Origin of the sequence: Pseudomonas sp. S11P7 (assembly GCF_023195435.1) — a bacterium.
GTDB classification, from domain to species: Bacteria; Pseudomonadota; Gammaproteobacteria; order Pseudomonadales; family Pseudomonadaceae; genus Aquipseudomonas; species Aquipseudomonas fluorescens_G.
In genome coordinates this window covers 585707-600474 of the sequence record NZ_JALPKS020000002.1, presented here as the reverse complement: position 1 = coordinate 600474, position 14768 = coordinate 585707, and the positions used below count along the sequence as shown (strand labels likewise).

Annotated in this window: 10 protein-coding genes and 1 pseudogene; 9 read left to right on the top strand and 2 right to left on the bottom strand. The window is 61.4% G+C overall.

Annotated elements, in window-relative coordinates; all coding sequences use genetic code 11:
- Nucleotides 1-165: 165 nt before the first annotated feature.
- The 6 genes from M0746_RS02815 to M0746_RS02790 all read left to right on the top strand — a co-directional run bounded on the left by M0746_RS02815 (nucleotide 166) and on the right by M0746_RS02790 (nucleotide 6034).
- A complete protein-coding gene (locus M0746_RS02815) occupies nucleotides 166-912 on the top strand; it encodes an amino acid ABC transporter permease (protein WP_039758393.1) in 747 nt (248 codons plus the stop codon).
- The gene (locus tag M0746_RS02810) at nucleotides 913-1584 is read left to right on the top strand and encodes an amino acid ABC transporter permease (protein WP_039758394.1); all 672 of its coding nucleotides are present in this window, start codon (nucleotides 913-915) and stop codon (nucleotides 1582-1584) included.
- Nucleotides 1581-2315 carry an amino acid ABC transporter ATP-binding protein gene (locus M0746_RS02805; protein WP_007927141.1) on the top strand — a complete coding sequence of 245 codons (735 nt, stop codon included), beginning with the start codon at nucleotides 1581-1583 and terminating at the stop codon, nucleotides 2313-2315. The genes M0746_RS02810 and M0746_RS02805 overlap by 4 nt, the downstream gene beginning before the upstream one ends.
- A 157-nt stretch (nucleotides 2316-2472) precedes the next feature.
- Nucleotides 2473-4374, top strand: coding sequence for a sensor histidine kinase (locus M0746_RS02800; protein WP_258448137.1), 1902 nt, complete (start codon nucleotides 2473-2475; stop codon nucleotides 4372-4374).
- Entirely contained in the window at nucleotides 4371-5696 is a 1326-nt protein-coding gene (locus M0746_RS02795) for a sigma-54-dependent transcriptional regulator (protein ID WP_258448136.1), read from the top strand. The genes M0746_RS02800 and M0746_RS02795 overlap by 4 nt, the downstream gene beginning before the upstream one ends.
- Before the next feature lie 8 nt (nucleotides 5697-5704).
- Nucleotides 5705-6034, top strand: coding sequence for a GlpM family protein (locus M0746_RS02790; RefSeq protein WP_206415210.1), 330 nt, complete (start codon nucleotides 5705-5707; stop codon nucleotides 6032-6034).
- Between the two features lie 221 nt (nucleotides 6035-6255).
- Here the strand turns inward: M0746_RS02790 and M0746_RS02785 are convergent, their stop codons facing one another.
- Nucleotides 6256-7290, bottom strand: a complete 1035-nt coding sequence (locus M0746_RS02785; RefSeq protein ID WP_258451426.1) for an alpha/beta fold hydrolase — start codon at nucleotides 7288-7290, stop codon at nucleotides 6256-6258.
- 130 nt (nucleotides 7291-7420) lie between these two features.
- On the opposite strand from M0746_RS02785, the pseudogene M0746_RS29100 reads away from it, so the two are divergent.
- The 3 genes and pseudogenes from M0746_RS29100 to metR form a co-directional block, all read left to right on the top strand.
- Nucleotides 7421-8311, top strand: a pseudogene (locus tag M0746_RS29100) (dermonecrotic toxin domain-containing protein); the annotation flags it as partial.
- Nucleotides 8312-8733: 422 nt separating this feature from the next.
- The gene (locus M0746_RS02780; RefSeq protein WP_342454949.1) at nucleotides 8734-13089 is read left to right on the top strand and encodes a dermonecrotic toxin domain-containing protein; all 4356 of its coding nucleotides are present in this window, start codon (nucleotides 8734-8736) and stop codon (nucleotides 13087-13089) included.
- Between the two features lie 108 nt (nucleotides 13090-13197).
- Entirely contained in the window at nucleotides 13198-14115 is a 918-nt protein-coding gene (metR, locus tag M0746_RS02775; protein WP_090285902.1) for a transcriptional regulator MetR, read from the top strand.
- 153 nt (nucleotides 14116-14268) lie between these two features.
- Here metR and M0746_RS02770 read toward each other — a convergent pair whose 3' ends face one another.
- Nucleotides 14269-14766 carry a GNAT family N-acetyltransferase gene (locus M0746_RS02770; protein ID WP_208939916.1) on the bottom strand — a complete coding sequence of 166 codons (498 nt, stop codon included), beginning with the start codon at nucleotides 14764-14766 and terminating at the stop codon, nucleotides 14269-14271.
- Nucleotides 14767-14768 lie beyond the last annotated feature (2 nt).

Genomic DNA, 14768 nt, shown 5'->3' with positions numbered 1-14768 from the left:
GCGACCCTCCCTCAGACGTCTGTTACTGCCTGCTGGCTTTGCTGTGGAACACTCGACCTGGCGGTTTTCGAGCCGATCGCGTGTGTCCGGCGTTCCGCGTCGGACGGGAAAGGAACTTCCCCAAGCGGGTGCTTGTACATCGATCGATTTCGAGGGGAGACCCTAATGAATTACAACTGGGACTGGGGCGTGTTCTTCAAGTCCACCGGCGTTGGCAGCGAGACTTATCTCGACTGGTACATCGCCGGCCTGGGCTGGACCATCGGCATCGCTGTCGTGGCGTGGATCATCGCTTTGCTGCTGGGCTCCATTCTGGGGGTCATGCGCACTGTGCCAAACCGCATCGTAGCCGGCATCGCGACCTGCTACGTGGAACTGTTTCGCAACGTGCCGCTGCTGGTTCAGCTGTTCATCTGGTACTTCCTGGTACCCGACCTGCTGCCGCAGAACCTGCAGGACTGGTACAAGCAAGACCTTAACCCGACCACCTCGGCATACCTGAGCGTCGTCGTGTGCCTGGGTCTGTTCACCGCTGCCCGTGTTTGCGAACAGGTGCGCACCGGCATCCAGGCGCTGCCACGCGGCCAGGAATCCGCTGCCCGCGCGATGGGTTTCAAGCTGCCGCAGATCTACTGGAACGTGCTGCTGCCGCAGGCGTACCGGATCATCATTCCGCCGCTCACCTCGGAATTCCTCAACGTCTTCAAGAACTCCTCCGTGGCGTCCCTGATCGGCTTGATGGAATTGCTGGCACAAACCAAACAGACCGCCGAGTTCTCGGCCAACCTGTTTGAAGCCTTCACCCTGGCCACGCTGATCTACTTCACCCTGAACATGAGCCTGATGTTGCTGATGCGCATGGTCGAGAAGAAAGTCGCCGTGCCCGGCCTGATCTCCGTGGGGGGTAAATAAATGGACTTCGATTTCAGCGGCATCATCCCCGCGATCCCGGGCCTGTGGAACGGCATGGTCATGACCTTGCAGTTGATGGTCATGGGTGTGATTGGCGGCATCGTGCTCGGCACAATCCTGGCGCTGATGCGCCTGTCGTCGAGCAAACTGCTGTCGAACATTGCCGGCGCGTACGTCAACTATTTCCGTTCGATCCCGTTGCTGCTGGTGATCACCTGGTTCTACCTGGCGGTGCCGTTCGTGCTGCGCTGGATCACCGGTGAAGACACACCGATCGGTGCATTCACCTCGTGCGTCGTGGCCTTCATGATGTTCGAAGCGGCGTATTTCTGTGAAATCGTCCGGGCCGGCGTGCAGTCGATTCCCAAAGGCCAGATGGCCGCCGCGCAAGCGATGGGCATGACCTACGGCCAGACCATGCGCCTGATCATTCTGCCCCAGGCGTTCCGCAAGATGACGCCGTTGCTGCTGCAACAGAGCATCATCCTGTTCCAGGACACCTCGCTGGTCTACACCGTGGGCCTGGTCGACTTCCTCAACTCCGCGCGCTCGAACGGCGACATCATCGGCCGTTCCAACGAGTTCCTGATCTTCGCCGGTGTCGTCTACTTCATCATCAGCTTTTCCGCCTCGCTGCTGGTCAAGCGTCTGCAAAAAAGGTTCGCCGTATGATCTCTATCAAGAACATCAACAAGTGGTATGGGGACTTCCAGGTGCTGACTGATTGCAGCACCGAGGTCAAGAAAGGCGAAGTGATCGTCGTCTGCGGCCCGTCGGGCTCGGGCAAATCGACGCTGATCAAGTGCGTCAACGCGCTGGAGCCGTTCCAGAAAGGCGACATCGTCGTCGACGGCACCTCGATTGCCGACCCGAAGACCAACCTGCCGAAACTGCGCTCGCGCGTTGGCATGGTGTTCCAGCATTTCGAGCTGTTCCCGCACCTGACCATCACCGAAAACCTGACCATCGCGCAGATCAAGGTGCTGGGCCGCAGCAAGGAAGAGGCGACCAAAAAAGGTCTGCAACTGCTGGAGCGCGTCGGCCTCTCGGCACACGCCCACAAGCATCCGGGGCAATTGTCCGGCGGTCAGCAACAGCGTGTGGCAATTGCCCGTGCACTGGCGATGGACCCGATCGTCATGCTGTTCGACGAACCGACCTCGGCGCTCGACCCGGAAATGGTCAACGAAGTGCTCGACGTGATGGTGCAACTGGCCCACGAAGGCATGACCATGATGTGCGTGACCCACGAAATGGGCTTCGCCCGCAAAGTGGCCGACCGCGTGATCTTCATGGACGCCGGCAAGATCATCGAAGACTGCCCGAAAGAGGAATTCTTCGGCGACATCAACGCCCGCTCCGAACGCGCGCAGCACTTCCTCGAGAAAATCCTGCAGCACTAAGTAAACACCGCTATCCCTGTGGGAGCGGGCTCGCCCGCGATGGGGTCGTGTCAGTCGCTACTGCAGTGACTGACAGACCGCTATCGCTGGCAAGCCAGCTCCCACAGGAACGGTGGCAGCTTTCAGTAAGTGTGGTGGTTGACCCAAGGCAACTGTGATGAAATGCGACCCCAATCTCTATCGCGCCGCGCCGCCATCACTTGCCGTGAAGCCCCGTCTGATTCGTCATCTGTTCCTGCCGCCGCTGGTCATCGCCTTGATGATCGGTCTGGGTTTCATCGGCTTCTGGACCAGTGAGCATTTCGGCATCCGCAGCCTCGGCGAGAACGGCCAGCGTCAGCTCGAACTGCACGCCCGCGCGGTCGAAAGCGAGATCAGCAAATACACCTACCTGCCCAGCCTGCTCGAACTCGAAACCAGTGTTTCGCAACTGCTGGCCGACCCGACCCCGGAAACCCGCCGCACGGTCAACGATTACCTTGAAGGTCTGAACCGGCGCAGCCGCAGTCGGGCCATCTACGTCATGGACACCACCGGCCGCGTCATGGCCACCAGCAACTGGCGCGATGTCGACAGCTACCTCGGTGAAGACCTGTCCTTTCGCGCCTACTTTCAGAAAGCCGTTCGCGGCGAGCCGGGGCGCTTCTACGGCATCGGCAGCACCAGCGGCGAGCCCGGTTATTATCTGGCCCACGGCCTCGAAGAACACGGCAAGATCATCGGCGTCGCGGTGGTCAAAGTGCGCCTGGAAGCCATGGAAGAACGCTGGCAGCGCGCGCGCCTGGAAGCGTTTGTCAGCGATGAAAACGGCATCATCATTCTCTCCAGCGATCCGGCCCGACGCCTCAAGTCGGTGATCCCGCTGAGCGACGAGGTTAAAGAGAAGCTGGCGCGCAGCCTGCAATATTACTGGTTCCCGCTCAACGAACTGCAACCGCTGGCCCGCGAAACGCTGGACGAAGGCGTGGAAAAACTCACCTTCCCGGCCAACAGCGAAGTGCAGTCCGACGAAGACGACATCAGTTATCTGGCGCAAACCCGGCCGCTGAGCGACACGCCGTGGAATTTCACCCTGCTCACTCCGCTACAGGACCTGCGCCGCGAAGCGATCAACCAAGGCATTCTGGTTGCCGTGGCGTTCGCCTTCCTCGCGTTCCTGCTGATCGCCTGGAACGAGCGGCGCAAAGTCATCGCCACCCGCCTCGCCGCCCGTGAAGCCCTGCAGGAAGCCAACAATCAACTCGAGCGTCGGATTACCGAACGCACCACTGATCTGCGCGCCAGCAACGAACGGTTGAAGAGCCAGATCCGCGAACGCCGTCAGGCCGAAGAGACTTTGCGCCGCGCCCAGGATGAACTGGTGCAGGCCGGTAAACTCGCTGCCATCGGCCAGATGTCGACCAGCATCGCTCACGAACTGAACCAGCCGCTGGCGGCGATGCGCACGCTGTCAGGCAACACGGTACGGTTCCTTGAGCGTGGGCAACTGGACGTCGCCAGCACCAACCTGAAAACCATCAACGACCTGATCGATCGCATGGGCCGCATCACCGCCAGCCTGCGGTCGTTCGCCCGGCGCGGCGACAATCACGGCCAGGCCAGCCTCGGCAAAGCCGTCGAGGCGGCGCTGCAATTGCTCGGCGCGCGCCTGGAACATTCAACGCTGCAGATTCATCGGCAATTCAACGATGCGCAGTTGCACATCGACCAGACCCGTCTGGAACAGATCCTGGTCAACCTGATCGGCAACGCCCTCGATGCCATGCACGCGCAAACGCAACCCGAGTTGTGGCTGGAAGGCGAAGAATTCGACGGAAAATACCGCCTGCGCGTGCGCGACAACGGCCACGGCATCGACGCCGAAGCGCGCAAGCATCTGTTCGAACCGTTTTTCACCACCAAGCCCGGCGCGCAAGGCCTGGGCCTGGGCCTGACACTTTCTGCGAGCCTCGCGGCCGCCACTGGCGGGCATCTGGGTGTCGAACACCCGGCCAGCGGTGGCACCACTTTCGTCCTCAGTTTACCGTTGGTAAGCCCTACTCCTGCCGAGCCAATATGAATAACGATCTCAGTGTGCTGATCGTCGAAGACGACCCCCATGTGCTGCTCGGCTGCCAACAGGCGCTGACCCTGGAAGACATTCCCTGCATCGGCGTCGGCAGTGCCGAAGAAGCGCTGGAGCAGGTCGGCGACAATTTTGCCGGTATCGTCATCAGCGACATTCGCCTGCCGGGCATCGATGGCCTGGAATTGCTGACCCGCCTCAAGGCCCGCGATCGCAGCCTGCCGGTGGTGCTGATCACTGGCCACGGCGACATTTCCATGGCGGTGGGTGCGATGCAGAAAGGCGCCTATGACTTCATGGAAAAACCGTTCTCGCCGGAGCGTCTGGTCGATGTCGCGCGGCGAGCGCTGGAACAACGCAGCCTCGCCCGCGAAGTGTCGTCGCTGCGTCGACAACTGGCCGAACGCGACTCGCTGGAAGGACGGATCATCGGCCGTTCGCCGGCCATGCAGAACCTGCGCGAGCTGATCGCCAATGTTGCCGACACCTCGGCCAACGTGTTGATCGAGGGCGAAACCGGCACCGGCAAGGAACTGGTCGCGCGCTGCCTGCACGATTTCAGTCGCCGCCACAGCAAACAGTTCGTTGCGCTGAACTGCGGCGGCCTGCCGGAAAACCTGTTTGAAAGCGAGATCTTCGGCCACGAGGCCAACGCCTTTACCGGAGCCGGCAAGCGCCGCATCGGCAAGATCGAACACGCCGACGGCGGCACGCTGTTCCTCGACGAAGTGGAAAGCATGCCCTTGCCGTTGCAGATCAAACTGCTGCGCGTGCTCCAGGAACGCACCCTCGAACGCCTCGGCTCGAACCAGAGCGTGGCGGTCGATTGCCGGGTGATCGCGGCGACCAAATCCGACCTCGACGCCTCGAGCAAGGCCGGCGAGTTTCGCAGCGACTTGTACTACCGCCTCAACGTCGTGACCCTGGAACTGCCACCGCTGCGCGAACGCCGCGAAGACATCCTGCAACTGTTCGAACATTTCACCCAGCAATCGGCGCTGCGCTTCGACCGCGCCTTGCCGGAGCTGGACAACCAGACGCTGTCGAACCTGATGAGCCACGACTGGCCGGGCAACGTGCGCGAACTGCGCAACGTCGCCGAACGTTTCGCCCTTGGCTTGCCGGCATTCAAGAAATCCGGCGCCAGCAGCGGCCAGGGCCTGGCGTTTGCCGAAGCGGTGGAAGCCTTCGAACGCAACCTGCTCAGCGACGCCCTGCAACGCAGCGGCGGCAACCTGACCCAGGCGAGCCAGGAACTGGGCATGGCCAAGACCACGCTGTTCGACAAAGTGAAAAAATACGGGCTGAGCCACTGATGGACCTGATTCTCAAAGCCGCGATCGGCGCTGCCGTGGTGCTGATCCTCGCGGCGCTGTCGAAAACCAGAAACTATTACATCGCAGGTCTCGTGCCACTGTTTCCGACCTTTGCGCTGATTGCGCACTACATCGTTGGCAAGGGGCGCTCGGTTGAGGATCTGAAAACCACCATCGTGTTCGGCATGTGGTCGATCATTCCGTACTTCGTTTATCTGGCGACGTTGTATGTGATGGTGGACCGGATGCGGCTGGAGGCTTCGCTGGCCGTGGCGGCGGTGGCGTGGTTAATGGCGGCGACGGTGTTGGTGAGCGTTTGGGTGCGTATTCACAGTTAAGATCAAAAGCCACCCTCATCGGAACGCCGCCCGCCCAGCCATCTCCCAAAGGCAGAGGGGGCCGACCGCAGGGTTCTTGAGGGTTTCGTCGAGCTGAAAAACCGGATCGATTGTGGATTCGGTAAAGCATTTCCAGGTCGATGCAACTTTCAAATATCCCCCATTCAGTCCCCTCTCCCTCCGGGAGAGGGCTAGGGTGAGGGGCTCTTGATCTTCGCCACCTAAAGCACATCCCCACCCGCCACCGGCTCAACCCGCGCCCAATGCGAAGTGTCTTCACGATGCGCCTGCAAATACGGCAGCACCGCCGCCAGCAACGGTTCCTTGAATGCCTCCTGAAACCGATGCGCCAACCCCGGAATCAACTTCAACTGGCTGCCCTGAATGTGCGCCGCCAGATGCACGCCATGCATCACCGGCAGCAGCGGATCGGCCGTGCCGTGCACCACCAGCGTCGGCACGCGCAACTGGTTGAGCAGCGCCACCCGGCTCGGTTCGGCAAGAATGGCCATGATCTGCCGCTTCACACCTTCCGGATTGAACGCACGGTCATAGGAAGCCGCTGCCTGTTGCAACAGTGCCTGACGATCATCGGTAACGTTGGGGCTGCCCAGCGCCGCCAGCAGATCCGCTTGTTGCTCCAGCGCCGCCTGACGATTGGGTGCGCCGCGGCGCGACAGTAACTGCACCAGCGCCGCGCTCGGTGCTGGCAACCCTTCGGCGCCGGAAGTGCTCATGATCAATGTCAGGCTCTCGACCCGCTGCGGCGCCATCGCCGCCACATGCTGAGCAATCATCCCGCCCATGCTTGCGCCAAGTACGTGGAATTGCTCGATATGCAAGGCGTCCATCAAACCCAGTGCATCGCCGGCCATATCGGTCAGGCTGTAGGGCGCCGCCACCGGCAGGCCGAGTTTGTAGCGCAGCACTTCAAAGGTCAGGTTGGCTTCGACCGGCGCCTGACGCCAGCTCGACAGACCGACATCGCGATTGTCATAGCGAATCACCCGAAAGCCCTGCTGACACAGCGCGACCACCACTTCATCCGGCCAGTGGATCAACTGCCCGCCCAGGCCCATCACCAGCAACAGCGCCGGGTCCGAGGCACGGCCGATGCTCTGATAGGCGATGCTCACCTGCGGCAGATCAGCCCGCTCAGTCGGCACATTGACATCGCAACGCGCCGCCGCCCCTGCCGACGCGCCGAATAAAAGCGCGGCCAACATGGCCGCGACAGAAAGAAAATGCTTACCCATGAAAAACACCGAAACGCAGAACCCCAGTAAGCCGCGAGTCTGATGATGTTTGTTCAAGCGCGCTGCCACAGTTCGATGACAGTTTGATGAAGAGTGCCAAGCGGTCATCCAGCCTGTGCAAACAATATCCATGTACCGCCTGGGCCCGGCGCGAACGCTTTCTAATCAATCGCACCGGAGCGGATGTCCCGCTCTCCCTTGCGAGTCGCCCACCATGCTCGACCCCCTTACCCTCAATTTGCCGCCCTCGCCCTCAGAGTCGTTCGCGAAGACCCTGGCACTGCCTCCAACCATCGACGACAGTTTGTTGTCACAGGCCAATCAGCGCTGGCGCGACAGCAGCAATGGCTTGCGCGAATTGTTCGCCAGCAGTCCAGCGCTGCGCGATACGATCAATGCGTCGCTGCGACAACAGCTGCAACTGGACGGCGAAAAAACCGGATTCGGCTTCACTGCCAGCCAAACGCAGGCTGAGCATTTCGTCAGCCTTACCGATGCCTGCGCGTTTGTCGTTCAGCATCCAGCAGCGGATTTCTCACTTGACCAGCGCTGCCACGTCATCGGTCTGATGCCAGGCCATCCTCTGTACACACTGAGGCCGTCGCAACTGCTGGAAAAGCTCAAGCGGCTCGACCCGCAGAACGCCCACGCCACACGCTGGGCCGAATTCTGGGAAGCACGTGCACCGGGCACGCCGGTTTCGCGACGCACACGCGCCATCGCCCTGTACCGAGCGCATTTCGAAGCGAGCGCTGACGCTGCTTACGCCAGTAAAATCATCAACGCCGAAGAGCTCGACTTGCTTCAGCGAATCGTCGATTCAGATTCCACTCCATTGATGTTCAAAGATCAGCCCGTTCACCTGGAAAAACCGGCTCTGGTGTTGAGCAACCACAGCAAAGTCAAACTCCCCGGAGCGTGGGTGATCCGCGCAGGTGACCCGGTCACCGCGCGAACGCTGCTTTACCTGCCCTGCCGCCCCCTGTGTACCCAGGCGTTCGACAATCGAGCGGATATGCAAACGTGGCTGGCCGGCCAGGTGCAGATTCCCACGGGCCTGCCACGTACGATCCAGCGCTTCGATTACAGCGCAGCGACAGACCCGATGATCATCGGCGCCAGCGATCTGTTCGCCGACCGGCAACAGGCGCAAATCAGTGCGTTGCGCAATACCAACCGGGGCAAGCCCGGGTTGAGCGAACACGGCGCGCAAGCGCTGCTGCATGTCGATCTGATTGACCATCAACGCAGTACAACAAACATCGTCGCAGCGCCGGCCAAGGCGGCCATTGCCCCGGATACGCTGGCGAGTGACGACCGTCCGTTGTTCGGCAGCCTGTCCGCTGGCATTCCGCTCGCCCTGAGGCATGCCGCGCTCAAGCGCGAGCGCGAGGCACTCGAACACCTGCTGGCCAACGACCGCGACGGCGCCCGATTCCGACAATGTCAGGACGCACTGAGCACCCTGGAAACTGCCGAGCAAGCCTGCGAGACCGCCTGCACCTCGTGGCTCGACGATTCCCCTCCCCCGCCACGACGCTCGCTGCGATTTATCAGGCTCACAAAAACGGCTTGTATGCCGAGGCGAAGCTGCAATCGCTGCTGGGGCAAGTCGACAGCGCTGAACACGAGCTGCTCACAGCCGTGCTGGACAACCCCGTGGCGGGCACACGCGACGCAGATCTGGTCGCGGCCAGCCTGACCCTGTCGCTGAGTGAAACCCTAGATGCCACCACCACGGTGCAGCGCGAAACGCTCAAGGGCGCACTGGTCTTCACCCGGCAAGCGGCACTGACAGACAGCACGTCCGACACGAGCCTGCTGCTTTACTGTCCTGGCAGCAGCGGTGGCCTGCAGCGCTTCAGCGATCGCCGGGCATTGGCGCTTGCCCTGTTGAAAGTGGACGATCAGGACCGCCAATCCGCTTTGCAACTTGACCCCATTACCACGGACCCGCTGCAGCATTGCCTCAACACGTTGATCGCCGATTGCGAAACGCAAGCAACCAGGCTGCGCGCCACACCCGAGCACGCCGATGCACTGGCAATTTTCCGTCAGGATTGCATGGCGGCTATTCAGGTCCCGGTCAGCGCGGCCAGAAACCTGATGTTTGCGCATGTGCAGGAACAGGAGCGCAGCGGCGCGCTCGCCACTCATCTGCCGGGCTGGCTGGTGCGTCTGCAGAAAAGCGAGCGAATCGCGCTCAAACAACACATCCAGGCGTACATCGAGGCGATGCGTAAAAGTCATGCACTGATGACCTTGGCACTGGAACCGCGCGACGACTTCACCCGCAAACATCTGCACGCGCGCCTGCGCAAGGATTTCGCCCTCGAGGGCTATTTTTCCGTGCAGGTCGAATTGCCTGATTCGACCACAACCGAAACGGTGGTGGAGTCCGGTCCCGCCGGCCAGCGCCGTAATACCGTCATCGTGCCGGGCGCCACGCGCAGCCGGATGTCCCTTGAAGATCTGGCCCAACTGAATATCGACAACGTTCAATCCGTGCTCAATGACGCCTTGTCGCAGCGCCTGATTTTCATGCGCCTGGACGTCAATGCCGCGCGCCGAAAGGATCGCAGCCGTCTGCTCAACGGCATCAACCTGAGCTATCTGCGCAAAGTCCTGCCAGAGCTGGACCTGCCCAAGGCCTATGAGCGCAGGATCCATGAAGCCTTCCATGGCGCACCCGACGAGGCGCTGTTCGTCAGACAGCATCGACGCGAAAGCCTGATCGAACCCTGGCGTCTGCTGCTGAAAATCCAGTGTGACAATGCGCGGGCACAGAAACACCTCGCTCATGATGAGGCTGAGGTGGTGAACATCGCGATCGACGCCAATACCACAGCCGCTTGGCTCGTCCAAGGCAAGCGCATCGTGCTATTGCCGGTTGCGCTCAAAACCGGCGGCAAAGACACCCCGCGTGAAGGCCCCGTCACCTTGTCCGGCGTGACCTTCATTGAAGAGCAGATCAGCGGCACTACGGTGCTGTACCTGCCGGACAGCCCTGATCAGCGTTTTTTCCGCCGCTACGACAGTCTCGAGTCAGCGCGCAAAGGGCTGTTCAGATTGTGCGCGAGCGATCATTGGATCGACTACCTGGCGGGCAAGGCCCTGCACGGCGATGTCCGCGCCCATGTCAGCCGCATCGGTCAAGCAGTGGAAAAGAATTTCGACGCCATTATCGACATTGGCCCGCGCTGGCCGGCGAGCACTTCGCTGGCCGCGCACCTGCTCGACGCGCACAAGGGGCGTTTGATCGAAGCTCATCGCGGCAGCTCGCGCTCCAATGATGAATTGTTCTTCGAGCGCTACGCACTGAAAGGGCCACGCGCGTTCAACTACATAAAAATGGCGCTGGGCATGGTGCCTTTCGTCGGTACCGTCGTGGCGCTGTACGACGCCTGGACGGCCGCCAATCAAGCCGTGGCAGCATTTTTGCGCGGTGAGGTGGCGGATGGCCTGGCGGAAATCGAGACAATGCTTCTCTCGTTGATCGACGCGTTCATGGATCTGCTGCCGGGCGAAGCGCTGGCGTCGACCCTCTCGCGCACCACCCGCGCGCTGACACGTTCACGCCAGCTGCATACGCTGCTGGGCAATGTCGCGGCTTTGCACGGTAAAACGCAGCGGCAGGCCCGGCATGTGCTAGCCCGTTTCCAGGGTTACGACTACGAACAACCGCTGTCGCTGGCCGGAATCGAGCCAGCCACTCATGGTCTCTACCGTGGCGTCTACCGGCATGCCGACGGTGATTTCATCGAACGTCAGGGGCGCATCTATCAGGTGGAACTGGGTACGGGCTCGCGCCACTGGCGCCTGTTCGGCAATTCGCGCAAGACCTACAAACAGCCGATCGCGCTGGATGAAACCGGCCGGTGGGACACCTGGCATGGCGTCTACGGCAGCGCCAGCGCGGATGGCTTGCGTGGCGGCGGCAACGTCGCCGGGCATCTGGCCGATGCGCTGGACCCGTACTGGCCACCGGTGATTCGCCAGCACTTGCCACGCTGGTGGGCAGAGCGCACGTTCCGTCGGCATCAGCAGCTGGAATTCGAGACTGAACGCCTGGCCAATCTCATCGACAGCAAGGTCGAGGCACACAAGACCGCGATACTGGCTTTCCAGAACGCCAGCCCCGCCAACCAGCGCGCCCTGTTGCCTGCAGCCGAAACCGCATGCCTTGAAGATATCCGCTTGTCTGCTCAACGCTATCAGGCGTTGACGGAGTTGAAGCCGCTCACCAGCGGCAATAAACAAGCGGCCGTGAGTCGCGTGCAAAGCTCCCTGGCCTTACGCCTGACCTCCCGATATGCCATGCGCTCCGGCCAGATGTCAGCAGGCACAGTCATGGTGCTGGAGGACATCAGGCGCTTGAACGGCATCGCCAATGCCCTTCCGCCGAGCGCACGTTCGCGACGGTCAGCGTTGCTTGCACAGGTCCGCGAGTTGCAACTCGACTATGTGAAGAAATTCGAAGAGCTGGAAAGCTCAAGGCACCAGCTCAATCATTGGTACGAGCGCATCACCTCGAGATCCGACAAGGTTGGCCGGGTCGAAAGCGTGAACCTTATCAATCGTCAACACAGCGACGCGCGCCTGCTCTTTCATAAAACCTACATGCGCCTGGAACTGGTCAAGGATTACCGCTATGACAATGACGTGTCCTGGATGTACTTCCGTGAACGCACAGAGGAAATGTGGAAGCAGGTCAGACAGGCCGTGACCACCCAGTACGACCTGCCGAACCTGCAGACCTCTGCGCAGAATCGCAGCCTGATGCTTGAGCAATGTCTGGATGTCTACACCCGGTTCCGGCGGCAGATGACCATTTGGATGACGGACTATCCAGAGCATTTTCATCTGGATGTCAGCGAACCGCTGCTTGACGGCCTGGAGCAGATGGCCGGTCATGCCCGCCGAGGCGTCATTGAGCCTGCGGTGCCGAAAACGCCCGGCCAGCCTGCCCAGCGTGTCTTCACCACCGAGGACGGCGACCTGCTGTATGGCACCGAACGCTTCGACTCGAGGTCGCAGCGCCGGGTGTATGAACGCCAACTCCGCGATGGCGAAGTGCAAATCTGGGAGCAAGGCGCAGACGGCCGCTCGCGTCAGATCGGCCCACAGGCTCCAAGACCCCAGGCACCCCAGGTAAGCCTTGCCGCTCTGGTAAAGGATGCGCGACAGCGTCTGGACAGGGTCCCTGCCTACCGGGCCAGCGTGCTTGGCAATGCCGACCGGGGCATGCTGCCGATCGATCTGCAACACATGATGGACACCCAGGCCAGTGAGCTCAATACCCGCGCTGACCGCATCGCCGGCAGATCCGCGCAGCATCCGCTGATCCAGCAATTGCGCGATCAGGCCGCCGAGCTGAGTGTGGCCGGGCGCACCCTGCGCACCGAGCGTTCATTGACCAGCCAGAAGCCCACCGATGGCATGCTCGATGACCTGATCGGTCAAGGCGCCGTCGAAATACGCCGAAGGCAGCCGATTGCATTGCTCGGCATGTATGACGACCATCCGGACTACATGCAGGAATACGAGATCTGGAACATTACGCGCGAACCCGAGCAGTTGCTGTGGTACGCGCACTTTCACTACCGCAACGCGACACCGGTGTTCGAAAGCTTTGAAACCGCGCACTTGAAACTGCCGCAGCACCGCCTTCTGACCCACGCCGATGATGCGACGCTGCCCTATTCGAAAATCAGCAAACAGTCGGTGGTCATTGGGCATTTCGAGCGGGTTCGGACCCAAGCCCCCGAACGTGCTACAGCCAGTAGTGACAGCAAGTAAACGGGACGGTCGCTGAACCGAAGTGCGCCGAGGTCGACAACCTGACAACCATGAGACAAACTCAACAGAATTCTGCTAATCACAAGTTTTGTTCATGGAGCCACACGGGTGCTTGAGATCCGCCACTTGAAGACTCTTCACGCTTTGCGTGATGCCGACAGCCTCGTCGATGCCGCCGACCGCCTGCACCTGACGCAGTCGGCGTTGTCGCACCAGTTCAAGGAACTCGAAGAGCGCCTGGGCATGGCGCTGTTTGTGCGCAAGACCAAACCGGTGCGTTTCACCAGCGCCGGTTTGCGCTTGCTGCAACTGGCCGATGCGACCCTGCCACTGCTGCGCGCCGCCGAGCGCGACATCGGCCGTCTGGCCGGTGGCACGGCCGGGCGCCTGCACATGGCGATCGAATGCCACAGTTGCTTTCAGTGGCTGATGCCGACCATCGACCAGTTCCGCGATGCCTGGCCCGAGGTTGAACTTGATCTGGCTTCGGGCTTCTCTTTCGCGCCACTGCCGGCCCTGGCTCGCGGCGATCTGGATCTGGTGGTGACGTCGGACCCGCTGGACATTGCCGGCATCACCTATGTGCCGCTATTCACCTACGAAGCCATGCTCGCTGTGGCCAATCAGCATGCGCTGGCGAGCAAGCCGTACATCGTCCCGGAAGACTTGCTCAGCGAAACGCTGATCACCTATCCGGTGGAGCGCGACCGCCTCGACATCTTCACGCGGTTTCTCGAACCGGCCGATATCGAACCGGCGCAAGTGCGCACCTCGGAACTGACGGTGATGATGATGCAACTGGTCGCCAGCGGCCGCGGCGTCTGCGGCATGCCGCACTGGGCGCTGCATGAATACAGCTCGCGCGGCTATGTGAAGGGCAAGCGGCTCGGCGAGAAAGGCCTGTTCGCGACGCTGTACGCGGCAATTCGCACCGACATGCTCGATGCGCCGTATATGCGCGACTTCCTGCTGACGGCGAAAGACACTTCGTTTTCGACGCTGGATGGCGTCAGTGCCGTGCGCTGAACCGCCTGAGCTGCAGGCTCGTTCCTGCATTCGATCGTTCCCACGCTCCGCGTGGGAATGCAGCCCGGACGCTCCGCGTCCCTTCTCAAGCCGAACGCAGAGCGTCCGTAGAGGCATTCCCACGCAGAGCATGGGAACGATCATCTGCTCGGCTCAGATTTCCCGCCACATATGAATCTTGTCGAAGTAATCCTCACCGACGCGTACGGCCAGCGGTTCGAGGCCGTACTGGATAAAACCGCAGCGCTGGTAGAGATTGAATGCCGCATCGTTGCCGGCGGTGACCGTGAGCTGCAGAAGTTTCAGCGCCGGATGCTTCTGCGCCTCGCCGAGCGCCGCTTGCACCAGCGCGAAACCGAGCCCGTGCTGGCGAAAATCAGTCGAAACATACATGCCGAACAGCGTCGCTTTGTGCCGGGCTTTTTCCCTGGGTTCGAAGGCGAGGCCGACGATCCCAGCCAGCGAACTGCCCTCGAACGCACCCAAGACCACGTCGAGCTTGCTGGTCAGGCGCCCTTCCCACCAGCTCAACGGCATCACCGCGCGCTCGCGCACGCTTGAAGTGAACGCTTGCGGGTGGCGGTCGTAGGCTTCGAGCATCAGTTCGCGATAGGCCAGCGCGTGGCTGGCGTCCAGCCGTTCGATCCACATGC